The organism is Paracoccus indicus (assembly GCF_003056335.1).
In the GTDB taxonomy this organism is placed as follows: domain Bacteria; phylum Pseudomonadota; class Alphaproteobacteria; order Rhodobacterales; family Rhodobacteraceae; genus Paracoccus; species Paracoccus indicus.
Genome location: NZ_PYWA01000006.1, coordinates 286,312 through 310,171 on the forward strand (window position 1 = coordinate 286,312; position 23,860 = coordinate 310,171).

The window sequence follows — 23,860 nt, forward strand, 5'->3', positions numbered from 1 at the left end:
CATTCCCACCATCAGTGGCGTTCACACGCTCACCATTTCGCGATCCAGCGTCAGGTCGGCGATGATGTTTTTCAGGTGACTGTTCTCGTCCTCAAGCGCCTTCAGCCGACGTAGTTCGTTGGGCAGCAGCCCGCCATACCGCTACTTTCAGTTGAAACAGGTCGCTTAGCTGATCCCCGCTTTGCGGCAGATTTCGGCCACCGGCGTGCCCTCATCGCCTTGCTCTAGGATGAACGCCTTTTGCGCTTCCGTAAACTTCGATGCCTTCATCGTTCTTAGCTCCCCTCTCAACCAGGGAAGATTAGCCGAAACCTCCAGTTTCAGACGGTCCAGTTCTCAAAAGGCATAGCACCCAATCTTTGACAACAATCACAATTTCCCTACTGTAATTTGAGCAGCGATAGCCTTCTCGATAATGGCATACATTCGTGGTTGAAGCCAAAAACCAGGCTTGTCGGGCAATGAGTTACATCATGTTGGGCAGCCACAGGGTGAGTTGTGGCAAGACGATGATGATTAGCAAGCAGATCAACATCGCGAACCAGAACGGCATGACGCCCCGGAAGATGTCGGAAAGCGGGACCGCGCGGGCGACGGATTTCACGATGAAGACGTTGATGCCGACCGGGGGCGAAATCAGCCCCATTTCCAGTGTCAGGACAACCAGCACTCCGAACCAGATCGGATCGATCCCTAGCTGCAGCACCACCGGCATAAAAATCGGCAAAGTCAGGACCAACATTGCCAAGCCTTCGAGGAAGCAGCCCAGCACAAGATAGATCCCCAAGATGATCAGAAGCGTGCCATAGACGCCGAGGTCCAGCGTAACCAGAATGTCGCTGACATGGGCTGGCAGATGGCTCAGGGCAATAAAGGGATTGATCAGATGCGCTGCGATCAGGATCAGCATGACCGAGGCGGTCGTCACGATGCTGCTACGGGCCGCCTGCCAGAAGGTGGCCAGTGTCAGGCTGCGGCCAATAGCACCGATGACGATGACCAGAGCCGCACCGATGCCCGCGGCTTCGGTTGGTGAAAAGATCCCGCCATAGATGCCGCCGATGGTAACCAGCACCACCGTCAGAATTGGAACGGCGCCAACGAAAGCGCGGCCTTTCTCGGCCATTGAGGTCGCCGGGCCACGTGGCCCCATTTCGGGCCAGATCCAGCAAAGAACCATGATCGTCAAAATGAACAGTGTCAGCAGGAGGATGCCGGGCAGCACCCCTGCCATGAAAAGCCGGCCGATGCTCTGTTGGGTCAGAATCGCATAGATGACAAAGCCCGTCGAAGGAGGGATGAGGATACCAAGCGTACCACCCGCCGCCACGACCCCGGTGGACAAGCGCGGACTGTAGTTGAAGCGATCCATCTCGGCCAGCGCAACGCGGCCCATTGTCAGCGCTGATGCCACGGACGATCCCGACAGCGCCGCGAAACCGCCGCAACCGATCACCGTGGCCGAGGCAAGTCCACCGCGGATCTGGCCGATCATCGCATAGGCCGCGTCATACAGTTTGCGGCTCATGCCGGTTGCGCTGGCGACGTTGCCCATCAGGATGAACAGCGGCACGACGATCAGTTCGGCATTGGAGGCCAGCGCGAAGGTTTCCGACGAAAGCAGGCCCATTGCAGCGCTAAAGCCGTTCAGCAGCCAGATGCCGCAAAAGCCGATCGCGAACATGGCGAAAGCGACCGGCACTCGGATCAACAGCAGCGCAAGCAGCAGCCCAAGGCCGACCGTACCGACGAGGACGGGATTCATACGTAATGCTCCGACTCGAGGTTCTTTTCAGGTGACTTGCGTGGGGCCCCCGAAAGCAACAGTGCCGCACGCATCAATAGCGTCAGAACCGTCACACCCGAGAAGACAACCAGTGCATACTGAAACCAGGCCAGCGGCAGGCGCAGCAGGTTTGTCGAAAGGTTCAGCATCTGGCTAAGCTGCGCACTGTTCCAGACTGCCCAAGCGATCAGCGCGAAGATGACAGCCCCCAGCAAGGCCGATCCGATGTCGATGGCACGGTTCAGTCCTTCGGGAAACGCGCCTTCGAAGATATCCACGACGATATGTCCATCCATTCTGTCGCACAGTGCCATGCCACCGAAGATGATCAGCACCATGGTCATCGTGACCATATCCTGTGCGCCATAGAGCGGCCTGCCGAAATTGCGCCCGATCACGTCCACCAGGATCACGCCGACGACGACTAGAAGTCCCGCCGTGCCAATGAAGGTGGACAGGCTTATAAGCCTGTCCGTCCAGCGTTGCAGGCCTTTCATCATTGCCCGCGCATTGCGGCCAGCGCCGCCTCGCCGCCGACATCCGCGATATAGGCGTCGGTGACCGGAGAGAGGGCCGCGTCGAAGGCCGCGATCTCATCCTTGGTCAGGTCGATGACGGTGGTGCTGTCGGACGCGCGGGCGGCCTCGATCCCGGCATCGGCGGTCGCCTTCCACGCCTCTTCGGCGCGGGCCGACAGCTCGGCGCGCATGTCGGTGTCCAGCGCAGCCTTCGCCTCGTCGGGCAGGGCGTCATAGGCCGACTTGTTCATCACAGTGAAGAAGCTGAGCCTGCCGAGGTTCGCGCCAAGCGACATGGTCCCCACGACCTCGTCCAGCTTGAAGTCCGACATGACCGAGGCGCCGCTGACCAGCCCGTCGATCAGTCCCGTCTGCAGCCCGTTGTATACCTGCGTCACTGGAAGCTGCACCGGGGTCGCGCCAAGCGCCTCGATCGCGTCGGCGGCTGCGGCACCCGAGACGCGGATCTTCAGGCCGCGCAGATCTTCGGGGGTGCGGATCTCGCGGTCGCGCATCATCAGGATATTCGGCTCGGAGCCCCAAAGCGCGATCACCTCGGTCATCGGGAACTCGGCCGCCAGCTCGGCGTCGAAGGCGCGCCACATAGCCTCGTGCGCAGGGGCGTCAAGTTCCAGCGCGCCGGGCAACTCAGTGATCATGGTCTTGGGAAACTGCGATGAGGTATAGCCGGGCAGGCCCCAGCCCATCTCGGCCGTGCCCTGCACCACGCGGACATATTGATCGGCCGGCCCGGCGCCCAATTCGCCACCATGGAAGGCGCGCAGAGTGACGGAGCCTCCGGTCTTGTCATTCAGCGCCTTCGCCAGTCGCTCGATCTGCGAGGCATTGATGGTGTGCATCGGCGCAGCCCAGTTGGCATATCGCAGCTCCTGCGCGTGGGCCGCTACGGTCAGCGCCAGCGCGGCAGCCGAGGAAAGGATCAGGGTCTTCAGGGTCATGATGTCCTCCCAAACATCGTCATGTCATATGCAGACTGCGGTCTTCAGCACCGCGGCCCGCATTGTCTCAAGCGTGACGGGCCCGCCGCCCGCAAGCAAGCGGCGTGCCCGCATATGCGCACCGGCGTTGTTCACGGTTTCCAGCGCTGCGACGCCTGCCGCATCCAGCCGCGCGACGATCCCGTCCTCGATCATCGTTTCGGTGGCCTCGGGTCCTGCCAGACCGGCGATCTGCAGCTTGCGGTCGGCCTGGTCGGACCAGAACCACGGCACGGCGGCATAGGCCGCGTCCGCGCCCTTGGCGATCTGCGCTGCGATGAGGCGGGCGTGGTCCGTCGCTGCCTGCACGCTTTCCAGCCGCACCTGACGCCCGCTGCGCGGATCGGGAAAACTGGCGCAATCGCCGAGCGCATAGATCGACGGATCCGAGCTGCGCAGCCGGTCATCAGTGCGGATGCCATTTTCGATGGCAAGGCCCGCGTCCTCGGCCAGTTCGGTATTCGGGCAGACGCCGGCCGCTAAAAGAACCGTCGCGGCGGACACATGGTGGCCATCGGGCAGGGTAACGCCGATCGCGTCCACGGCGGCTGCCGGCTGGCCCAGATGCAACTCTGTCCCCCAGCCCTCGTGCAGCGCCTTGAAGTGGTCCGACATCAATGGCGAAACGACGCGCGACATCAGCCGGTCCTCAGCCTCGATGACCGCGACCTCGTGGCCCAGCTTGCGCGCAGCCGCCGCAAATTCGAGGCCGATGAACCCACCCCCGATCACCGCCACGCGGCGCGGGCTTGCCAGCACCTCGCGCAGGCGGCGGGCGTCGGCTAATGTCCGCAGATCAAGAGCCCGGCCCAGCCCTTGGATCGACGGGCGCAGGTTGCGCGTGCCGGTCGCCAGGATCAGCTGATCATAGTCCAGCCGTGCCCCTCCGGGCAGCACCACCTGCCGCGCGGCGCGGTTGATCGCCTCGACACGGGTGCCGGGCAGATAGGTGATGTCCTTGGTCGAAAAGAAGCTTTCAGGTCGCAGGACCAAGGCATCCGCATTCCCTTCGGTCAGATAGGCCTTGGACAGCGGCGGGCGCTGATAGGGCAGGCCCGGCTCGGCGCCGATCAGGGTGACGGAACCGGCATAACCCTCCTGCCGCAGGCTGATCGCGGCCTGAAGACCGCCTTGCCCCGCCCCGACGATGATGACGCCCGGCTGGCTCAAAGCTGTTCCTCGGGCAAATGAATGACGAGGCCGTCGAGTTCGGGGGTCAGCTTGATCTGGCAGGACAGGCGCGAGTGTTCCGTCACCTCGGAGGCGGCGCCTTCCAGCATGTCCTCCTCGCCATCCTCGCGCGGGCCGGTGCGGTCTGCCCAGGCCTCGTCGATATAGCAATGGCAGGTTGCGCACATCATCGCGCCGCCGCATTCGCCGACGATGCCGTCGACGTCATTCGCGACGGCGGCTTTCATGACCGACTGCCCCTCGAGCGCGTCGACCTCAGTCTGGCTGCCGTCCGGGTGGACGAAGATAAGCTGGACCATGAGTTTCTCCTTCAGTTCAGAACGACCGGCAGGTTGATCGGACCGCGAAAGCCGAATCCGCGCCACTTGACCGCCGCCGGGTCGGGTAGGGTCATGTTCGGGAAGCGGTCGAACAGCATCGGCAGGATGATCTTGCCGACCGTGCGCCGCGCGATATGGGCACCCGCGCAGTGGTGCGGGCCATTGCCGAAGGCCTGATGTGGGTTCTTGTCGCGAAAGACGAAGAACTCTTCGCCATTCTCAAACAGATCCTCGTCGCGATTGGACGAGGCTTGAATGGTCATCACCGTCTCGCCTTTGGGGATATCGAAGCCGCCCAGTTCTGTGTCGGCGGTGACAAGGCGCGAGCTGGCCTGGATTGGCGCGACCCACCGGATCGCTTCCTCGAAGGCCTTGCCCCAGGCCTCCTGCGCCTTGACCTCGGCCAGTTGGTCCGGGTTGTCCAAAAGGCCGTAGATGGCGGTTGCCAACGCGTCGCGCGGCTCGTTGATGCCGCCACCGATGGCGATCTTGAGGTTTGCGTGAACTTGGCTCAGCGGGATGGGGTACTCGGCCGTCAGCATGACCGAAAAGGCAGATCCGTCCGGCTCGGCGGTCCGCAGCGGCGCAAGACGCTGGAACAGCGCATCCATCTGGTCGTTCGCCTCGTCCGACGCGGCGAAGGGCTCTGGGCGCCAGCCAAAATTGCCTGCGCCGTCGATCAGCCGCTGCGACCAGCGTTGCATTTCCTCGTCCGAAGCTTCGGGAATGCCCAGAATATGGGCCAGAATGCGCGCGGCCAAGGGGCCGCAGAGCGTGTCGAACATATCCACCACCTCTCCGCGCGGCAGGCGGTCCAGGTATTGGGCGGCCAGCCTTTCGTAAAGCGGCCCCCAATCGCTGTTGATCCGCTTGGGTGTCAGCGCCGGATTGATCGCCCGCCGCTCGGCCAGATGCTCGTCGCCATCCTTGCGCATCAGGGTATGGGCGCGGAAGGCGGGCTTCATCGGCGTGTTCGGATCATTGCTGCTGAAGAGGACCGGATCGTCCTTGACCAGCTTGGTCAGCGCCGCCTTGGTCAGAAAGGTCCGTTGCGCCGAGGCGACGCGCATGACCGGCGCTTCGGCCCGTAGGCGACGATAAATAGGATAGGGATCCAGTGTCAGCTGATCCAGCGTGATATCTTGGTCAAGCGGTGCAAGCGCCATGATCCCCCCTCTTTCTCCGACAGACAGAGTAGCGATGCAGGGATTGCCGAACCAGCCGATGGGTTTATTATCTGCTATCAACAAATTTGATGGAGGCGCTGTGACCGCTGACCCCCGTAGCTTGGATTTCAACGCGCTTCAGACGCTGCGGCTGGTCCATGACCTGGGCTCTTTCAGTGCTGCAGCCGAGCGGCTGGACATGAACCAGTCGGCGGTCAGCTACACCATTGCAAAACTGCGGGCGTGCTTTGGCGATCCGCTGTTCGTGCGCGAGGGCGGTCGGCAGGTTCCTACCCTACGCGGTGAACAGCTTCTGGCCGGTGCCTCGCAGATGCTGGATCTATTGGACGGAATGGCGCAGGCCGACCAGTTCGACCCGACCGTTTCCAGCCAGACCGTGACAATCGCCTGCAATTACTATGAGCGTATGCTGCTCATACCACGGGTGATCGCAGCCCTACGGGCTGAGGCTCCGAAAATGACCATTCGGGTCGTCAATGCGCTCGGTGACGGCCATCACCGCCTGCTGGCCCGCGAGGCTGACGTGCTGGTCGGCCCTTTCGAACGCAACCAGTCCGGCTTTCACACCCGGCGATTCCATACAGAAGAATACGTCTGCCTGATGGACCCTGCCCATCCTATGGCAGGACGCTCTTTAAGTGTTCAGGAATACTTCGCCTTGCGCCATGTACTGATCGATTATGGTGGTGGTTGGAAATCGGCTTATCTACAGGAAATCGAGGCGGCCGGTCATCGCCTTCACCCTACTTTGACAGTGCCCAGCCCGGCAGGCCTGACCGAACTTCTGGCAGGATCGAACCTGGTTGCGACCGTACCGCGCCGACTTGGAGGGCGCATCGGGGGCCGCATGGCAATGAGCGACTGTCCCTTTCGCGGACGGTTCGATCTTTGCGTTGTATGGACAGCGCGCACAAACGCTTCAGCCATGCATCGCTGGCTTCGCAACGTGATTCTAGACCATTGTACTGCTTGGTGATGCGCTTGGCACGGGACAGGGATCGGTCGTCAATTTTTGGAGGTTAATACCTGAGGATAGGACGGTGTGAGTGAGCTACTCCCCAACTCTTGGATAGATTTCGGGGTTATTTAAGCTACTGCCTGCACCTGCTGATCGGGATTGATGGTGTTGAAGTAGACCACGGCGGGTGGTTGACCGCCATGGGCGGCGTGAGGCCGCTGGTGGTTGTAGACGGTGATCTGGGCGCCAATGCCAGCCTTGGCCTGAGAGCCGGTTTCCCAAGCGAGCAGGTAGACGCATTCATACTTCAGGGACCGCCAGAGGCGTTCGAAGAAGATGTTGTCGATGCACCGGCCCTTGCCATCCATCGAGATCCGAGTGCCGACCCGTTTCAGGCGATCGGTCCAAGCGAAGGACGTGAACTGCAATCCTCGATCGTAGTTTATGATCTCGGGCGGGTCGAACTTGTGGATTGCCCCGTTCAGGGCCTCGACGTGCTCTGCCTCCTGAGAACTGGATCATTTGAAGCTGGAGTTTTCGGTTAGTCTTTCCTGGCTGGGAAAGTAGCGGAAGCGCATGAAAACATCGAAGTTCACGGACGCGCAGAAGGCATTCATCTTGCGGCAAGGCGAAGACGGGATGCCTGCCGCCGCTTCCAGGGGGAAGACCTGACGGCGCGCCTTCTGTGCACCTATCGCGGGATAGGCACGCAGCTGGTGCAGCCGGGGCAAGAGGATGCGCCGGCACAGCTGTCGACGGGGGCGGCGATGATCATGCACAGGGCGCGGTGGGGCAAGGTCAGCCTGCTCCACCGCGCGCCGCCGATCATGGGCACGGCCGAGGTCAGGTCGCTTCTAGCCATCGATCCGGCAAACGATCATCAGGGCGACTAACATCTGTCAGGTCCGGCTGGATGTGTCGCAATCGGCGCAGGTGCCCAGCAGCTCGATGATGCTGCGGCCGATGCGGAAGCCCGTGTCGGCCGCACGCGCGGACAGTGCCAGATCATGCTCGGTCATCGGCAACTGCGAGGCTGCCCCGCAATCCCTGCAGAGGCACAGCACTTGGATCGGCGCCGCCATGGCCGCTGACGCCGGAAGATATGCCGACAGACTTTCGATGCGCAGAACGAATCCCTGTTCTTGCAGGAAGGCCAGCGCGCGATAGGCGGTTGGTGGCGCGACCGGCCGGCCAAGCTTTTCGCGCATGGCGCGGAGCAGATCATAGGCAGTGGCAGGCTTGCCGAACTGAGCCAGCGTCTCGAATGCCTGTCGCCGCAGGGGCGTAAATTTTACGCCGCGCTCGACGCAGAGCCGGGCGAATTCCTCAGCTGACAGATGCAGTTTCACCTATGACATCCTGTCTTACCCGGCCGTCAGATCGCGTGCGGCTTGGGGCGACAGCGTGTCCCCCGAGCCGGGTGGGCGGGCGGTACCGGGCTTCAGCTTCAGAAGCTCAAGAGTGCCAGCCAGATGCGCGACGCTGAGATCGCGGGCAATCAACACGACGCGGCTGGTCTGGTCGTCTTTTGGCCAGTCCTTCAGCGGCACCGGCGCCTCCAGCATGTGCTGGACGCCGTGCAGGACGAAAGGGCATTGCGCGCCCTCGATATGGACGATGGCCTTCAAGCGCAAGATCAACTGGCCTTGCGTACCCAGCAGCATGTCCATCCAGAAGTCGAAGACCGGCGCCGGGATCGGACTATCAATGGTGATCGAGGCGGTGGAGATGCTGTTCTGCCGCGCGTGGTGCGGCGCGGTCGAGGGGAAACCCGGCAGTGCCGCCGGTGCGGGGGCCGCCGCCTTGATACCCGACAGCCCGGCCAAGGGGTCCACCACCTCGCCAACCCACTTCAGGGCTGCAAGGCCGTTTCCGCTGCTGCGCCGGGTCGACAGATCGAACAGGCAGCCCGGCGGCAGCGCGCCGCGATCCGCCTGAAGCCTTGCGGCTTGCGGATTAAGCGCATCCAGTTCGCGCTCCAGCGTGGCACGGTCAGTCGTCGCGACAAGGTCGCATTTGGTCAGCACGATCCGGTCGGCCATCGCAACCTGCGCTTGCGCCTCGGCATGGCGATCCAGCGTCGCGGTGCCGTGCACGGCGTCCACCACCGTCACGATTCCGTCCAGTCGAAAGCGGCGGGCAATCTGATCATCCAGCATCAGCGTGTGGTGGATGGGGCCTGGATCGGCAAGGCCCGTCGTTTCGATCACCACCCGGTCAAAGGCCAGGGTGCCCGCATCCAGCCGGTCGTGCAGGTCCGCCAGCGTGCGCGACAGATCGCTACGGATGGTGCAGCAGATACAGCCCGATTCCATCAGGACCACATCCTCGGCCACGTCCTCGATCAGGTCGTGATCCAGCCCGGCCTCGCCGAACTCGTTGACAATGACGGCAATGCGCCCGGCTTGGGGGTCGTGCAGCAGCCGGTTCAGCATCGTGGTCTTGCCAGCACCCAGAAAGCCGGTCAACAGGGTAATGGGAATGCGGTCTGCCATGGTGCGGGTCCTGTCATTCGATGGTTGGCTGAAGGCCGGAGGTACGGATGAAGCTTGCAGATCAGATCCGGGACAAGGCGGGGGCCGTGTGGCATTTCGGGCGGGTGCGCCGACTGGTGCGGTCGGAAGCCGGGCTGGCGCCGCAGGTGCTGGTCAGCGTGGCCGAGATCCCCTGCGAGGATCCGGCCTGCGCGGGGCCGGCGACGCAGATCACGATCCTCGGGATGGATCTGACGCGGCGGGTGATGGTGATCCACCGCCCCGCCGCCGAGGTTGTCACCACCGATATCGTCGCGGCCCTTCGGGTGGCGCCCGGCCCGTGACGGATCGGGCGCCCGGGCATCAGTGGACGACGCCGCTACCACCGGCGACGGCGATGTTGTAGGGCGTGCCTTCGACCTCGATCATGCCGATCTCCGACAGGTCGGCCGTGCCGATGCGGCGCACCAGTCCTGCATTCGGGTCGGTCACCACGACCTCATCCCCGGCCATGGCGATGCGTGGGCGGGCATCGTTCCAGTGGCCGTCCATCGAATAGGGCTCGGTCACGCGGGCGGACTGCTCGATCTCGGCCGACATCATGTTGATGCGGTGCAGGCTGCCGTCCTCGGTCAGCACAAATGCGTTCGCGGGCTTGACCGGGTCCAGCGCGAAGTCGACGCGGCGGAAGGGCAGCGCGATGCGGGTAAAATGCGGCTCGTCGACCGGATCGATCACCACCAGCCCGTCGGGGCCGTGATTGCCCAGAAACATCTGGATCGCGTTCGAGCCGAGGATCGTGCCGGTGGTCACGTCCTGGGGCAGACCGTCCGAGTATTCCAGCATCTCGAACTCTACGCCATCACCCTTGGCGGTTGCGGTCAGGACGCCTTCTTTGCAGCCAGCGACCAGATAGGCGCCCGAGAAGGCCTCGCCGTGGATGCCGGTGCAGGTCGCCAGATCGCCGGTGGCATTGCCCTTGGCATCGAAGGACTGCAGCCCAAGGCGCGGAACCGAGGCATCGCCCGCCACTTCCTCGTCCGAGGCGACGGTGGACAGCCAGTTCCGCCCCATCGGCGCGACGAAGCCGTGATGCGCGCGCTCCTGCGGGAAGCGCTGCGGCGCGATCTCGCCGCGCGCCAAGGCGGCGGCGTCCAGAACCTCGGCATAGCCGCCGCGGTCGTAGTTGATCGCGATCTTGCCGTCATGGCTGACCAAGTGGAAGGGGCGCGGGCCGGTCAGCGTGGCCTCGATGGCCTCAGGGTCCGTCACTTCGATGTCGGCATGATCGCCGTGATCCTCGAAGGAGATGCCGCTGTCGAAGAAATGCACCGCGTCATCATCCGACTGCACCGCCGCGACGACCGCACCGCCCGCCACCGGGAACAGCTTGGTTTGGCCGGTCGTCTCAAAGCTCCAGCGTTTTTCGGGGTCTGTCAGGTCGATTGCGGTGACGCGGCCCGCCTCGTGATCACCGATGAACAGGCGATAGAGCGTCACATCGCCGTCATGGGCTTGATCATGCGCGTGGTCATGATCGTGATCGTGGCTGTCCTGCGCCACGGCGGCGCCTGCCATCAGCAGCGCCAGCGTGCTGGCACCGGCAAGAGTTCTGAACATCATGGGTCTCCTTCTTTCGAAACGGATCAATCGGCGGCGAGCGCCGAGGTGATGGTGTCGGCGTTGTGGCGCATCATCGACAGGTAGTCGGTTGCAGGACCGTCCGGCCCCGACAGCGCGTCGGAATAGAGGGTGCCGGACAGCGCCATCCCGGTCTCCGCCGCGATGCGGTCCAGAAGCCGGGTGTCCGAGATGTTCTCGGCAAAGATCGCACGGGCATCGGTGTCGCGGATCTCGCGGATCAGGCCCGCGACATCGGCCGCCGAGGCCTCGGCCTCGGTGCTGATGCCCTGCGGCGACAGAAAGCGGATGCCGTATTCTTCTTCGAAATAGCGAAAGGCGTTGTGGGCGACGACAACCGTTCGGCGGCTTGACGGCAGCGCATCGACCGAGGCGCGGATCTGCGCGTCCAGCTCGTCCAGATCCTGGGTATAGCTGGCGGCATTGGCGTGGTAGCCCTCGCAGCCCTCGGCATCGGCCTCGCAGAAGGCGTCCGCGATGGCTGCGACATAGGCGCGAGCGTTGGGCACGGATTGCCAGGTATGCGGGTCATGGGCGCCTGCGTGCCAGATCGCCTCGTCGCCGATATAGTGATAGTGCCCGCCTGCCGGGTCCTCCAGCACCTCGGCGCTGTCCGACAGGGTGATGATGGCGGCATCGGTACCGCTCGCGGCGATCAGGCGGTCCACGAAGCCCTCGAACTCCAGCCCGTTCGTCAGCACCACATCGGCGCGGGCGACGGCCATCGCATCGCGGGGGCGTGGTTCGTAGACATGGGAGTCGGCGTCGGGGCCAACCAGCACGTCCAGCGCGATGCGGGCCCCTCCGACTTGGGTGGCCATGTCGCCGATGATCGAGAAAGTGGCGACGACCTGCGGCGGTTCGGCTTGCGCGGCGACGGTGCCAAGCGCGAGGGCGACGAGTGTGTTGCGGATCATGGGTCTTCCTTTCCCGGCCTCAGGCGGTGCGGTGATTGCGCCGCGGCAGGCGCGGAACCAGAAGGCCGCGCGGGCCGGCCAGCACCGACAGCAGATATATCGCCCCGGCCGACAGTGTGATCGACGGCCCCGAGGGCAGTGAGAAATGATACGAGAGCAGCAGCCCCCCGGCCGAGGATGCCGCCCCGATCAAGACGGCCAGCGCCACCATCGGCAGCACCGCCTGCGTCCAGAAGCGGGCCGCCGCGGCGGGCAGGATCATCAGCCCTACTGCCAGCAGCGTGCCAAGCGCCTGGAAGCCCGCAACGAGGTTCAGCACCACCAGCGCCAGGAAGCCGAAATGCACCACCGTCCCCATCCCCGAGACCGAGCGTAGGAACAGTGGATCGAGGCATTCGGCTACTAGGGCGCGCCAGAAGATACCAAAGGCCAGTGCTGTGACCACTAGCACCAGCCCGATCAGCTTCAGCGCCGCGTCGTCCAGCGCCAGTACGGTGCCGAACAGCACATGCATCAGATCGACGGTGGAGCCGCGCAACGACACCATCACCACGCCGACCGATAATGAAATCAGGTATAAGGCCGCCATCGAGGCGTCCTCGTGCTGCACCGTCAGCCGCGCCACGGCGCCCGCGCCGACGGCCACCACAGCCCCGGCGACCAGCCCGCCAAGTGTCATCGGCCAAATCTCCAGCCCATAGATTAGGAAGCCCGCCGCTGCGCCGGGCAGGATGGCATGGGCCATGGCATCGCCCGTCAAGCTCATCCTGCGCAGCATGAGGAAGACCCCGACCGGGCAGGCCGAGAGCGACAGCATCAGCGCCCCCGCCAGCGCCCGCTGCATGAAGGCGAATTCGGTGAAGGGCGCGACCAACAGATCCCACATCATGCGGCCCGCCATGCGGCGTCGGGTGCGCACCAGGGGGCGTCCTCGTCCCAGGCCTCCTGGAAGGTCCGGGTGCGGGCGATATTTGCCTCGGTCAGCACCTCGGAGGTGGGGCCCCACGCCACGGCGCGGCGGGCCAGAAGCAGCGTCTGCGGGAAATGCGCGCGCACCAGCGCCAGGTCATGCGCGACGGTCAGCACGGTGCGCCCTTCGGCATTCCAGTGCTGGATCAGGGCCGTCAGATCACGAATGGTCTTGTCGTCGATGGCGTTGAACGGTTCGTCCAGAAGGATCAGCTGCGCGTCCTGCACCAGCACCCGTGCAAACAGCGTCCGCTGCAGCTGTCCGCCCGACAGGCTGTCCAGAGGCCGATGCCCGAACCCCTCAAGACCTACCTGGAACAAGGCGTCCTCCACCCGCGCCCGATCCTCGGCTAGGTGCCGGTCCAGAAGACCACGCCTTTGCCACAGTCCAAGCGTCACAAGGTCCCGCACCCGCGCCGGAAAGTCTCGGTCCAGTTCCGAGATCTGCGGCAGATAGGCCAGTGCCTTCCGGCTTCTGCTGCACTCTCCGCTCATGGGGGTCAGAAGCCCGGCAATCGTCTTGAGCAGCGTCGATTTGCCCGACCCGTTCGGCCCGACGATCGCCGTCAGCGAGCCAAGCGCAAACTCTCCGGTCACGTGGTGAATTGCGGCACGGCTGCCATATCCGGCCGTCAGGTCGTGAAGTGCGACAGCGGAGCTTGTCATGGATGATGAAAGTGATGCCAAAACGAGCGTCCTCTTGTACAGTAACGTAATAACGTAACATTCAAATAATGTGCAAGGGGGTAAGGCACATCAGCTACGACGACCGTCCCCGAACCAGCACCAGGTTGTCTTCCAGCATCGCCTCAGCGCCATCTGGCCCTCGACCGGGGCGCGTGACGATATCGGCCCGAACGACCTCAAGGTGTGGGGCTGGTGCACCGATGGCGGCCAGTTCATCAGCCAAGCTGGGGAAGATCGTCGGCGGCGTTTCCTCCGGGCTCCATGGAGGCGGGGCTGCATGCGAAAGAACAAGAAAATGGCCGCCCGGGCGCAGTTGACGAGCCGCTCGGCCGAGGATCGTGGCGCGCGCCAAGGCGACCGGGGATTGTAGGTAGAGCGCGGTAATCAGGTCGAACCTGCCATGTGGGAACGAAACCGACAGATCACATCGCTCGAACTGCGCTTGGCTCTCTAAACCCAACTCTGCGGCGCGCGCACGGGCACGGGCGATGGCAGTTTCAGAAATGTCGCAACCGTGTGCCTGCCAGCCCTGCTGGGCCAGCCAGATCACATCATCGCCATGAGAGGCGCCAAGGTCCAGTGCCTGGCCTGGCGTCAGCCCGGTCGCAATCTGTTGGAGCGCGGCGGTGGCGCGGCCGGTCGATGTTGTGCGCTTGGTGCGGTAGAACTCCTCCCAAAACGCGCTAGGGTCTTCCAGTGGGTCGATGGTCATGCTCCTGCCTTTCGTTGTAGGGAGACGTTTCCGCGCAGCAGGGCCAGTGCCAGCAGCGCTGCGGATCCGGTCGTGCCCATCTGCAGCCACATCATCGCGGCGGCCGCCTCGAGCCCCGGTCGCGCCTCGAGCGCCCACCCGTAGACGGCGAAGCTCAGTGCGATAGACGCGGCCATGCTGACCTGCTGCATGGTCTGGATGGCGCCGGCGCCCGCTCCGGCCAGCGACCTCGGCAGGCTCGACATCCCGAGCTGAATCACCGAGGTGACCGTCAGCCCCATCGCCGCACCCGCCGCCAGCATCCCCGTCCTCAGCGGCCACAGGCGCGCCGGCGTCATCCCCGGCAAGACCCCTTGGATCAGCAGCAAGCTTGTGCAAAGCAGCAGGGTCCCCATCGTCACCCGCGCCAGAGGTTGCAGGGGCAACCGCCCGGCCGCCCAGGAACCGGCAACGACGCCGGCGGGAAAACCAGCCGTCACCAGTCCCGTCTGCAGCGGGCCGAGGCCCAGCTTGCTCTGCAGGGCCATCGACAGGACTACGAAGAAACCGGGCGGGGCCGAGACTGCCAGAAGAAGAAACGCAAGGCTCCAGCGAAAGCTTGGTGCGCGCAGCAGGGCGGGCGGTATCAGCGCCGCAGGTCCGGCCCGTGCTGTCAGCCGGGCAAACAGCGTGGCGCATGGCAGAGCCGCAGCCAGCATGAGGAAGATAGGCACAGGCCAACCGAAAGCGGGACCGAGGGACAGGGGCGCAACGAGGCAGAAGATGATCGCGGCGAAGCTGGCGATCTCGGCCAGTCGGCTGGCGCCGTCACCGGCCGGGCTGTCCGGGGTCAGCCGCCGTCGTGCCGAGAGCATCACCGTGAGCGCGAGCAACGCTTCAGTCAGAAGAATAACGCGCCAACCCAGCCAGTCCGGTGCGGCCCCCAGCAGCCCCCCCGCCAGCAGCGGCCCGCAGACTGATGCGAAGGAGGCTGTCATCGCCAGGCGCGCGAACGCGCCGGATTGCCCGGAGGGCGTGAAAAGCCGTGGGATCATCGCCAGCGCCTGAGGCGCCAGCGCCGCCGCGCCGATCCCCTGCAGCATTCGCGCGCCTGTCAGAAGCACCGGCCCCGGTGCCAGGGCCGACAGCAGCGCCCCGACCAGGAACAGCGCTCCGCCCATGAGAAACACGCGCCCCTTCCCGAAGCGGTCGGCGGCCCGCCCCGCCGGCAGCAGCAGCATCGCTACGACCAGCGGATAGGCCCCCGCGATCAGCGCGAGCGGCGCGGTGCCAAGGTTGAGATCGACGCCGATCCCCGGCATCGCGATCGCCATCATCGGAATGTCGACGATGGTCATGGCCATGCCTATCAGCAGCGGGGTGAAGCTGAGCGCGGCAGAAGGGTCGGGGCGAATATCCATTTTGGGCGAATCATGTAACTGCATAAGTAACTTGATAGCACATCTTGCAGAAGTCATGTAATACCTAAAGTTACACGACCCGAGGACCCGATGCGCCCAGACACCCGCCTCTCCCGCCTGCTGCACGTGCTTCTGCACATGGCGCAGACCGATACGCCGATGACCTCTCAGCAGATCGCGGGGATGCTCGGCTCGAACGCGGCGGTGGTGCGGCGGATCATGGCCGGGCTAAGGGACGGCGGCTATGTCGAGGCCGAGCGCGGCCATGGCGGCGGCTGGCGAATTAGCCGGTGCACGGACGAGATCACGGTGCTGGACGTCTACCGATCGCTCGGCTCGCCCGATCTCTTCGCCTTTGGCTTTTCAAATCCGCGCCCGCTCTGCCTGATCGAGCAGTCGGTGAACGCCACCATCGCGGGCAGCATCGAGACGGCCACGGCGGCAATCCTCGAGCAGTTCAGGACACTGCGCCTGTCGCAAATCGAGACAGAGGTGCAGGAGAGAATGCCGCAGTGCAAGCGCTCGAACTGAGAGGTCGCAGACTTTTTCATCTGTCGTCGTGGCAGAACGCCCGGGCTTGCAGGCGGTTGTAGAACGATTGATTGCTCACCCCCGCTGTCAATCCTATGACACACCGCCGTCAGGCCGTTCCTCGCCGAAGCTATGCGAAAACTTGGGCGTAGAATCGTGACGGGCGTGGTTCTTGCTTGCGGACAGGTCCAGTCGAAGCCTTGGCCGACACGGGAACCATGATGGATGCAGATGACGAAAAACGGGCGGGGCGTCAACTGAAACCCGCCCGTACGTTCGCTTCCGGAACCCTGTCAAAAGGTCCGGCTGACGTTCAGCAGGACCTGACGCTCGGGGCCGGGGGCCACCCGGCCCTCCATCATTTTCCAGAACGGCAGGTCGTAATCACGATCCAGCAGGTTCTTGACCGCGACCGAGACGCTTGTCTTGCCCGAGGTGTAGCTTCCCGACGCGTTGACCACGCCATACCCGGCAGTCCTGTAGGTATTGGACTGCTCGACCCAGGATGAGGATGCGGCATGGATCCCCGCCCCTGCGCGCCAGCCATCACCGGCCTCGTCGCGACGGTCATAGTCGATCCACACGCTGGCAGAATGGCGCGGAACGCCGGGCAGGTCGGAGCCTGCGACGGCACCCATGGGAATGTCCCGCGTCAGTTCGGCATCGGTATAGGCATAGTTCGCCAGGACCCGCCACGCGCTGCCGGTCTGCCACACGCCGTCAAGCTCGATCCCCTGCGCGCGCTGCTGACCCTCGGTGATGCTGGTCAGGAATGTCGGATCGGTCGGATCGGTCACCGGGACATTGCTGCGCTCGATCCGGAAGGCGGCGATGCTGCCCGACAGGGCGCCGTCGTCGTATTTCACGCCGATCTCGGCCTGCTTCGAATGTTCCGGTTTCGGCATGGACGAATAGAAGTAGAACGCGTTGGCGCTCAGTCCCTCGCTGTAGCTGGCAAAGGCCGATGTCCTGTCATCCAGGTCATAGACCGCGCCGATCCGCGGCAGCAGGCGCGTCTTGTCCAGCGTATCCCGACGGCCATAGCCTTCGGAATCATAATCGGTCTTGAGATAGGCCAGGCGCAGCCCGCCCAGAAGGTGCAGCCGCCCATGCGTCGACTGTGTCTGGACGAACGCCCCTGCGGTCGTGTAGCGCCCGTCGCCCTCGCCCATCGCCAGCGTCGAGGGCATGGTCCATGCGGGCCACGCCCCCGGGTTCAGCAGGTCGTTCGTCCCCGCGAAATCCATATACATGAGCGAGTAATCCTCGATCCGCGAGACATCCGCACCGAACAGAAGGGTGTGATCCCAGCCTCCTGTGGCGAAGCGGCCCTGGAACGAGGTGTTCAGGCTGTATTCGGTCTGCTTTCCGGGCACATAGGAATTGAACAGGTTCCACGATGTCGGACCGGCATCGGGTGCGGCAGACAGGGTAATCTGGGTGATCTGTTCGACATCGTTTCGGCCATAGCGAAGTTGGGTGCGGTTCGACCACACGCCGTCGAAATCATGGTCCAGCGTCACCGTCAGCTTGCGGGTCTTCGTCTGGCTGGCAGGGATATCCGGATCGCCGATATAGAGGTCCCGCTCCAGCCGGAAGTCTCCGGCGACGGTGCCGACGGCGGGAAGACCCTGATATTCCTGCGCCTCCCATCGCGACAGATGCCCTTCGATTGTCAGTCGCGTGTCCGTGCCGTGACCGAAGGTCAGAGAGGGGCTCAGCGAATAGCGTTCAGTCTCGATCACGTCCACATCGGCATCGGACCGGGCGTAGCTGCCGTTCACGCGGAAAAGCACGTTGCCGGGCAGCGTCCGGTTGATGTCGAAGGACGGCTCGACAGTGTCGTTCGTGCCATAGGTCAGCCCGAGGGTGGTGAAGTCCCGATCCTCGGGCTTCTTGGTGACGATGTTGATGATCCCGCCCAAGGGGGCACCGACACCGCCGCCGTAGAGGATGGCATTCGGCCCCTTGAGGACCTCGATCCTCTCGACGCCGGCCAGCGCATTGGCATCGCCCGTGTTGATGTAGTTCGAGATGCCGTCGCGGAAGAACTGCGCCGGAAAGCCGCGCAGGATGGTCGATTCGAAGGCCGGTGTCTGCAGGGGCACATTGCCCTGCGCGCCGCTGACGTTACGCAGCGCCTCCTGCATGGTCGCCACGCCTTGGTCCTGGAGGATCTGGGGTGTGATCACCTGCACCGACTGTGGTACCTGCAGCAGGGGTGTTTCCGTCCGGGTGGCGCTGGTCACGTCCGTGGCACGATAGCCGTCGATCACGGCGTCGTTCCGCGAGGCGGAGAGGATAATGGGATCAAGAAGGATCGGCTCTTCTGCGCTTGCGGCAGGGGCGATGAGGCAGGCCGCGGAAAGAAGCAGCCAGCTGCGAAATGTGGGGAATGTCATTGTCACTGTCCGAATGATTTTTTTTGCAGGGTTAGGTCGGTTCTGAGCGGCCGCGTTCGCGCCAGCGGCGAAGGCCCATGTCCAGCGCCAGCATGACCAGCAGCGAGGCTCCGGTCAGCGGGAAGAGGATGCCTCCGACGATCAGGATTGCCAGCAGTCCGCGGAACACCCGCTTGTCCTGTGGCATCGGGGGAACGCCCATGGACCGCGACGGGCGGCGCTTCCACCACATCACGCCGGCCGAGACCGCCAGCAGGATCGTACCGGCGCAGACCAGAAGCAGCAGGATCTGGTTCGCCAGCCCGAATTGCTGTCCCATATGGATGTTGATGCCGAATTCCAGCCAACGTCCGCCGGGGCCGTAATCGGCATAGCTCATGTCGACCAGCGCATCGCCGCTATACTGGTCCAAGTGCACGACACGCTGCTGGCTCAGATCGTCGGGATAGACCGAGCCGCTATAGACCCCGTTCGGCGACGAGGGCAGCACCACCGAATAGCCCGAATGAAGGCCAAGGCCCTCGAACTGGGCCACAGCCGCATCAAGCCCGATGGGCTGTGCGTTCTCGGGCGGTGTCACCTCGGGGATCTGGGCCTGCTCCAGAGACCAAGAGGTCTGCGCCTGATCGTTCAGCCGTTGCCCCGACATCGGCACATCGACGCGCACGCCGGAGGGATAACCGAAGTTGGATCCGTTGGCCCACTCGTTCACCTTGCCACCCCAGACCTGCGACCACGGCATACCGGTCACGGCCAGAAAGACGATGAAGCCGCCGACGAAGATGCCGGTCACGGCATGGGTGTCGCGCCAGAAGACGCGCCGTTTCGCATTCCCGCGCACGCTGACGACGCCGCCTTTCTGCCCGCGCGGCCACCAAAGATAGATGCCGGTGCCGACCAGAAGAATGGTCCAGCCGCCCACGATCTCGATCACGCCGCGCGCGACTGGCCCGAAATAGCGCAGGCTGTGCAGATAGCGCACCGTCCACATGACGGTGCTGCGGTCGGGCCGCGCACCCAGAACATTGCCCTGCCAGGGGTCGACATAGACCGCCATGCGCTGCCCGCTATCTGCCGCCACCGTCACTTCGGCCGAGGCGTGGGGCACCGGCGGATCGGTGTATTTCACCGCCCGACCCGGCACGGCGGTCAAGGCCGAGGCGACCAGCTGCCCGGGTCGCTGCGTATTGCCGTCCTGCACGGCAACGCGCTTGACGTCGGCGTGGACGATCATGTCGATTTCGTCGCGGAAGATATAGGCCGCCCCGGTCAGGGACATCGTGATCAGGAAAGGCAGGACGAGCAGTCCCGCATAGAAATGCCAGCGCCAGACGGCGCGATAAAGGTCGGATGCTGCCGCGCGCGGGCGGGTCGCTGCATCCATGGTCGCATCGGACATGTATCTACCTGTCTCGTGAATGGAATGGAGGCGGCGCGACAGGGGCGCCGCCCTGTCAGCTCAGCCGGCCATCAATCGGCGCAGTGTCGTCATCGCGCGGTCATGGTCTTCCTGATAACCGATATGGCTGAAGTAATTGCCTTCCGCATCGAACAGCAGCACCTGCGCCGAGTGGTTGACTGTATAATCGCCCCCCTTCAGCGGCACCTTCTGGGCATAAGCGCGAAAGGCGGCCATGGCCTTGTCCACCTCGGCAGGGTCGCCAGTAACGCCGGTCACGCCAGGTACCCAGGAGACATACTCGCCCAGCACCTCGGGTGTGTCCCGCTCGGGATCGACGGTGATGAAAAAGGTGCGCAGCGCGTCGCCCTCGGCGTCCAGATCCTCCTGCCAAGCCATGATCTCGCCCAGGGTGGTGGGGCAGACGTCGGGACAATGGGTGAAGCCGAAGAACACGGCCGACGGCTTGCCCTGCAGGCTGGCCTCGGTGAAGGACTGCCCATCCGCCGTCGTCAGGTGGTAATCGCCACGCCCGAGTTCGCTGAACAGCAGCTGCTGGGTCGGCTCGGGCCGCAGCCAGGCCCAAGCCAGCAGCAGTGCCGCGACAGCGACCAGTGACCACAGGCTGATGCGCAGAAGAAAGGTGCCTTGCCGGGTCATCTCAGTGTCCCGCATGGGCGTCGGCTTCGTGCTGATTGCCGCCCGCCGCCCGCGCGTTGAAGGCTTCGATCGACAGCGGCACGATGATCTCACCCGCGCTCTCGAAAGTCAGAGTGACCTCAACCGTTTCGCCCGCGAGCAGAGGCTGCTGCAGCTCCATGAACATCAGGTGATAGCCGCCGGGCTGCAGCTCGACCGTCTCGCCGGCGGGGACCGGCAGACCGTCTACCAGTTCGCGCATGATCATGACATCGCCGTTCATGGCCATCTCGTGGATCTCCATGTGACCGGCAGCATCCGAGGCCGCGGCAATCAGGCGGTCATTTGTCGCGCCATCGTTGGTAATCGTCAGAAATCCACCCGCGACCGGGGCGTTCGGCAGCGTGGCGCGCGAATAGGGCGACGCGATGGTCAAATCGCCGATCTGCCAACGGGCTTTGCTGACGTGCTGCCCATCGGTCTGGCTTCCTGCATGACCGGCATGGTCGTGGCCCTTGTCGCCGGAGACCTTGTGCGCTGTGACGGCCTGACCAAGGCAAGCGCTCACCGCGAATGCGGCAAGAAACAGGTGCTTTTGCATATCGTATCTCTTCTCTGAATGGCTGTGATGGAGCGCGCCACCCGCATCGGGCGTGCGTCCGCCGCACTCTTAGGTGCGTCATCGCTTGGGTTCAGATCAGAGAAGGAGGGCCTCGGGCCGCCGGCGTGAGGACATCGACGCGGCGAGCGTGAAGGGGAATGTCGACGACGTAGTCTACACGCAACTCGAGCAGCGACGTCGAAAGCGGCACCAGCCCCTCATCCGCAAGCCCAGATTGTCCATGCAGCGCCCAATCGCAGGGTTGAGGCTGGGGATGGCCGCCGTGGTCGGCGCCGTCCGTGCTTCGGACCTGGCCATCGGCGGCCATGACCGCCTCGACCATCCCGTCCCCCGTGCAAAGCACGATCCGCACGCCGGCCGGGCTCGCCTCCAGCATCGTGCCTTGGCTGATTGTAGCGAAGAACAGGAACGGTATTAGCAGCAAGGACCCAACGACCCGCTGCCAGAAGCAGCGCGGACGATTGCTCATGTCAGAACTGCCACAACGACGGATCACAGACGGGCCCTCAAGTATCACATCTTGAGTAACGCCAATTCTGACATTTGGGAAGTGTCCGATTGTCTCAGGTTTTCAGAACCCTGGCTCATACATCGGTATCCGCGCTTCGGTTAGCGAGAATAACTTGCTCATTGATCAGGTCTCCTCGCGGCGGCCTGCAACACGCAATCGGCTGAAAATCAATGGGTCTGGATTCTTAGATTATTCCGCCACTTTCTGTGCATTGTCGGGTTGGGACAGCGCCATCCATGCATCGTATTGCGACAGGAAGACGCTTCCGTTCAGCTGATCCAGGAAATGCGTCTTTCGCAGGCGGTCCATGACCGGTCCCTTCACCTCGGACAGGTGCAGCCCGACACCCAGATCGCCAAGCCGATGGTTGATGGCCTCGAGGCTTTCGAGGGCCGAGTAGTCGATCTCGTTCACGGCAGAACACATCAGGATCACATGGCGCAGGGACCTGCCGTCGATCACCCGGTCCTGGATCAGATCCTCGAGGAACCTGGCGTTCACGAAATACAGGCTCTCGTCCACGCGCAGGGTCAGGATCTGGGCATCCGTGGCGACATCATGCCTGCTGATGTTGCGGAAATGGTTGGTGCCGGGAATAAGCCCGACCTCGGCGACATGGGGCCTCGAGGTCTTGTAGAGGTGCAGCGCGATGGACAGGACCACCCCCGACGCGACGCCGATCTCGACCCCCAGGGTCAGTGTCACGAGGATGGTGGCGGCCACGGCGGTGAAATCGGTGCGCGAATAGGCCCAGGTCTTTCGCAGGATCGAGAAGTCCACGAGGCTGAGGACGGCGACCACGATCGTCGCGGCCAGCGTGGCATTGGGCAGGTAATAGACCAGCGGCGTCAGCGACAGCGCGGCGATGGCAAGGCCGATGGCGGTGAAGGCGCCCGCGGCCGGTGTCTCGGCGCCCGCGTCGAAGTTCACGACCGACCGCGCAAAGCCGCCGGTGACCGGATAGCCCCCGGTGAAGGCCGCGCCGATATTGGCGGCGCCAAGGCCGATCAGTTCCTGGTTCGGGTCGATGCGCTGGCGTTTCTTGGCCGCCAGCGTCTGCGCCACGGATATGGATTCCACGAAGCCGATGACCGAGATCAGGATCGCCGGGACCAGCAGCTGGCCGATCAGGTCGGGCGAAAGGCTGGGCAGGGTCAGCGGCGGCAGGGCCTGCGGCACCTGGCCCACGATCGAGACGCCGTGACCCGCCAGATCGAAACCCCATACGGCCAGCGTCGTCACCACGACCGCGGCCACCGGCCCCGCCTTGGCGATGATGTCTGCCAGAAGCGGCCCCGCGCCCATCCTGCGAAGCAGGGGCTTCAGCCCCTTGCGGACCCAGAACAGAAAGACCGTCGCCGTGACCCCGATGATCACGGTGATCGGGTTCGTCTGGCCCAGATGCGTCAGGATGGACCCCGCCATCTGGATCAGCGTATGGCCCCCGGCCTCGATGCCCAGGATGTGCTTCAGCTGGCTGGTGGCGATCAGGATGCCCGAGGCGGTGATGAACCCCGCGATCACCGGATGGCTGAGGAAGTTCGCCAGAAACCCCAAGCGAAAGATCCCCAGCAGCAACAGGATGCCGCCCGAAAGACCCGCCAGCGTCAGGGCGGCGACCGCATAACCCGCCGTTCCCTGCTGCGCCACCTGGCCCACCGCCGATGCCGTCAGCAGCGAGACGACCGCAACCGGCCCCACGGCCAGCGCCCGCGACGTGCCGAAGACCGCATAGAGCAGGATCGGCGCGATCGAGGCATAGATCCCCGCCTCGGGCGGCAATCCGGCAAGCAGCGCATAGGCCAGCGACTGCGGGATCAGCATGATTGTCACGATCACCGCCGCGACCAGGTCGTTCGTCAGCGCGGAACAGTCATAGGTCCGACCCCATGTGAGGATCGGCAGATAGCGGGTAAATCCTGGCTTCATCGCATTCTCTCTGGATTGTGGAAGAGGGGCGCAATTCCCGCGCCCCCTTCGCCCATGCATGGACCCAAG

General features: G+C 64.0%; 25 protein-coding genes and 1 pseudogene. 4 read left to right on the forward strand and 22 right to left on the reverse strand.

Annotation, left to right across the window (positions count from 1 at the left end):
* Positions 1-30 precede the first annotated feature (30 nt).
* The 7 genes and pseudogenes from DDE75_RS12105 to DDE75_RS12135 form a co-directional block, all read right to left on the reverse strand.
* Positions 31-270 (reverse strand): annotated as a pseudogene (locus tag DDE75_RS12105) (transposase); the annotation flags it as partial.
* Between the two features lie 196 nt (positions 271-466).
* A complete protein-coding gene (locus DDE75_RS12110; protein ID WP_108502630.1) occupies positions 467-1,765 on the reverse strand; it encodes a TRAP transporter large permease in 1,299 nt (432 codons plus the stop codon).
* On the reverse strand, positions 1,762-2,286 hold the full coding sequence (locus DDE75_RS12115; RefSeq protein ID WP_108502631.1) for a TRAP transporter small permease: 525 nt from the start codon (positions 2,284-2,286) through the stop codon (positions 1,762-1,764). The genes DDE75_RS12110 and DDE75_RS12115 overlap by 4 nt, the downstream gene beginning before the upstream one ends.
* Positions 2,283-3,263, reverse strand: coding sequence for a TRAP transporter substrate-binding protein (locus DDE75_RS12120; RefSeq protein WP_108502632.1), 981 nt, complete (start codon positions 3,261-3,263; stop codon positions 2,283-2,285). Before DDE75_RS12120 ends, DDE75_RS12115 begins: the two co-directional genes overlap by 4 nt.
* 24 nt (positions 3,264-3,287) lie before the next feature.
* A complete protein-coding gene (locus tag DDE75_RS12125) occupies positions 3,288-4,472 on the reverse strand; it encodes an NAD(P)/FAD-dependent oxidoreductase (protein WP_108502633.1) in 1,185 nt (394 codons plus the stop codon).
* The gene (locus tag DDE75_RS12130) at positions 4,469-4,792 is read right to left on the reverse strand and encodes a 2Fe-2S iron-sulfur cluster-binding protein (RefSeq protein WP_108502634.1); all 324 of its coding nucleotides are present in this window, start codon (positions 4,790-4,792) and stop codon (positions 4,469-4,471) included. The genes DDE75_RS12125 and DDE75_RS12130 overlap by 4 nt, the downstream gene beginning before the upstream one ends.
* A gap of 11 nt (positions 4,793-4,803) precedes the next feature.
* The gene (locus DDE75_RS12135) at positions 4,804-5,979 is read right to left on the reverse strand and encodes a cytochrome P450 (RefSeq protein WP_108502635.1); all 1,176 of its coding nucleotides are present in this window, start codon (positions 5,977-5,979) and stop codon (positions 4,804-4,806) included.
* 34 nt (positions 5,980-6,013) lie between these two features.
* Between DDE75_RS12135 and DDE75_RS12140 the strand changes: the two genes are divergently transcribed.
* Positions 6,014-6,976 carry a LysR family transcriptional regulator gene (locus DDE75_RS12140; protein WP_245894726.1) on the forward strand — a complete coding sequence of 321 codons (963 nt, stop codon included), beginning with the start codon at positions 6,014-6,016 and terminating at the stop codon, positions 6,974-6,976.
* A gap of 110 nt (positions 6,977-7,086) precedes the next feature.
* Here DDE75_RS12140 and DDE75_RS12145 read toward each other — a convergent pair whose 3' ends face one another.
* Positions 7,087-7,386 carry an integrase core domain-containing protein gene (locus DDE75_RS12145; RefSeq protein ID WP_162799021.1) on the reverse strand — a complete coding sequence of 100 codons (300 nt, stop codon included), beginning with the start codon at positions 7,384-7,386 and terminating at the stop codon, positions 7,087-7,089.
* Positions 7,387-7,641: 255 nt separating this feature from the next.
* On the opposite strand from DDE75_RS12145, the gene DDE75_RS17865 reads away from it, so the two are divergent.
* Positions 7,642-7,851 (forward strand): DUF1826 domain-containing protein, encoded by a 210-nt coding sequence (locus DDE75_RS17865; protein WP_418304185.1) that lies wholly within the window; start codon positions 7,642-7,644, stop codon positions 7,849-7,851.
* A gap of 6 nt (positions 7,852-7,857) precedes the next feature.
* Here the strand turns inward: DDE75_RS17865 and DDE75_RS12155 are convergent, their stop codons facing one another.
* Entirely contained in the window at positions 7,858-8,307 is a 450-nt protein-coding gene (locus DDE75_RS12155) for a Fur family transcriptional regulator (RefSeq protein ID WP_108502638.1), read from the reverse strand.
* Between the two features lie 15 nt (positions 8,308-8,322).
* Entirely contained in the window at positions 8,323-9,453 is a 1,131-nt protein-coding gene (locus tag DDE75_RS12160) for a CobW family GTP-binding protein (RefSeq protein WP_108502639.1), read from the reverse strand.
* A 47-nt stretch (positions 9,454-9,500) separates the two neighbouring features.
* Between DDE75_RS12160 and DDE75_RS12165 the strand changes: the two genes are divergently transcribed.
* Complete coding sequence (locus tag DDE75_RS12165; protein ID WP_108502640.1) at positions 9,501-9,776, forward strand: hypothetical protein; 276 nt, start codon at positions 9,501-9,503, stop codon at positions 9,774-9,776.
* 19 nt (positions 9,777-9,795) lie between these two features.
* On the opposite strand, the gene DDE75_RS12170 is transcribed toward DDE75_RS12165, so the two are convergent.
* From DDE75_RS12170 to DDE75_RS12195, 6 genes are all read right to left on the reverse strand, one after another.
* Positions 9,796-11,052, reverse strand: a complete 1,257-nt coding sequence (locus tag DDE75_RS12170; RefSeq protein WP_108502714.1) for a metallochaperone AztD — start codon at positions 11,050-11,052, stop codon at positions 9,796-9,798.
* A 26-nt stretch (positions 11,053-11,078) separates the two neighbouring features.
* Positions 11,079-11,990, reverse strand: a complete 912-nt coding sequence (aztC, locus tag DDE75_RS12175; protein WP_108502641.1) for a zinc ABC transporter substrate-binding protein AztC — start codon at positions 11,988-11,990, stop codon at positions 11,079-11,081.
* Positions 11,991-12,009: 19 nt separating this feature from the next.
* Positions 12,010-12,909, reverse strand: a complete 900-nt coding sequence (aztB, locus tag DDE75_RS12180) for a zinc ABC transporter permease AztB (RefSeq protein ID WP_335672046.1) — start codon at positions 12,907-12,909, stop codon at positions 12,010-12,012.
* Complete coding sequence (aztA, locus tag DDE75_RS12185) at positions 12,876-13,625, reverse strand: zinc ABC transporter ATP-binding protein AztA (protein WP_108502642.1); 750 nt, start codon at positions 13,623-13,625, stop codon at positions 12,876-12,878. The genes aztB and aztA overlap by 34 nt, the downstream gene beginning before the upstream one ends.
* 94 nt (positions 13,626-13,719) lie before the next feature.
* Entirely contained in the window at positions 13,720-14,358 is a 639-nt protein-coding gene (locus DDE75_RS12190; RefSeq protein ID WP_108502643.1) for a class I SAM-dependent methyltransferase, read from the reverse strand.
* Positions 14,355-15,758: an MFS transporter gene (locus DDE75_RS12195; protein WP_108502716.1), complete on the reverse strand. Its 1,404-nt coding sequence runs from the start codon at positions 15,756-15,758 to the stop codon at positions 14,355-14,357. Before DDE75_RS12195 ends, DDE75_RS12190 begins: the two co-directional genes overlap by 4 nt.
* 90 nt (positions 15,759-15,848) lie before the next feature.
* Here DDE75_RS12195 and DDE75_RS12200 point away from each other — a divergent pair, with 90 nt between their 5' ends.
* Positions 15,849-16,289, forward strand: coding sequence for an RrF2 family transcriptional regulator (locus DDE75_RS12200; RefSeq protein ID WP_108502644.1), 441 nt, complete (start codon positions 15,849-15,851; stop codon positions 16,287-16,289).
* 293 nt (positions 16,290-16,582) lie between these two features.
* On the opposite strand, the gene DDE75_RS12205 is transcribed toward DDE75_RS12200, so the two are convergent.
* The 6 genes from DDE75_RS12205 to DDE75_RS12230 all read right to left on the reverse strand — a co-directional run bounded on the left by DDE75_RS12205 (position 16,583) and on the right by DDE75_RS12230 (position 23,791).
* Positions 16,583-18,691 (reverse strand): TonB-dependent siderophore receptor, encoded by a 2,109-nt coding sequence (locus DDE75_RS12205; protein ID WP_108502645.1) that lies wholly within the window; start codon positions 18,689-18,691, stop codon positions 16,583-16,585.
* Positions 18,692-18,722: 31 nt separating this feature from the next.
* Positions 18,723-20,090 (reverse strand): PepSY-associated TM helix domain-containing protein, encoded by a 1,368-nt coding sequence (locus DDE75_RS12210; RefSeq protein ID WP_108502646.1) that lies wholly within the window; start codon positions 20,088-20,090, stop codon positions 18,723-18,725.
* Positions 20,091-20,150: 60 nt separating this feature from the next.
* Positions 20,151-20,750 carry an SCO family protein gene (locus DDE75_RS12215; RefSeq protein ID WP_108502647.1) on the reverse strand — a complete coding sequence of 200 codons (600 nt, stop codon included), beginning with the start codon at positions 20,748-20,750 and terminating at the stop codon, positions 20,151-20,153.
* Position 20,751: 1 nt separating this feature from the next.
* Positions 20,752-21,330, reverse strand: a complete 579-nt coding sequence (locus DDE75_RS12220; RefSeq protein WP_108502648.1) for a copper chaperone PCu(A)C — start codon at positions 21,328-21,330, stop codon at positions 20,752-20,754.
* Positions 21,331-21,421: 91 nt separating this feature from the next.
* Entirely contained in the window at positions 21,422-21,820 is a 399-nt protein-coding gene (locus DDE75_RS12225) for a DUF2946 family protein (RefSeq protein WP_108502649.1), read from the reverse strand.
* Positions 21,821-22,051: 231 nt separating this feature from the next.
* Positions 22,052-23,791, reverse strand: coding sequence for a SulP family inorganic anion transporter (locus tag DDE75_RS12230; protein ID WP_108502650.1), 1,740 nt, complete (start codon positions 23,789-23,791; stop codon positions 22,052-22,054).
* Positions 23,792-23,860 lie beyond the last annotated feature (69 nt).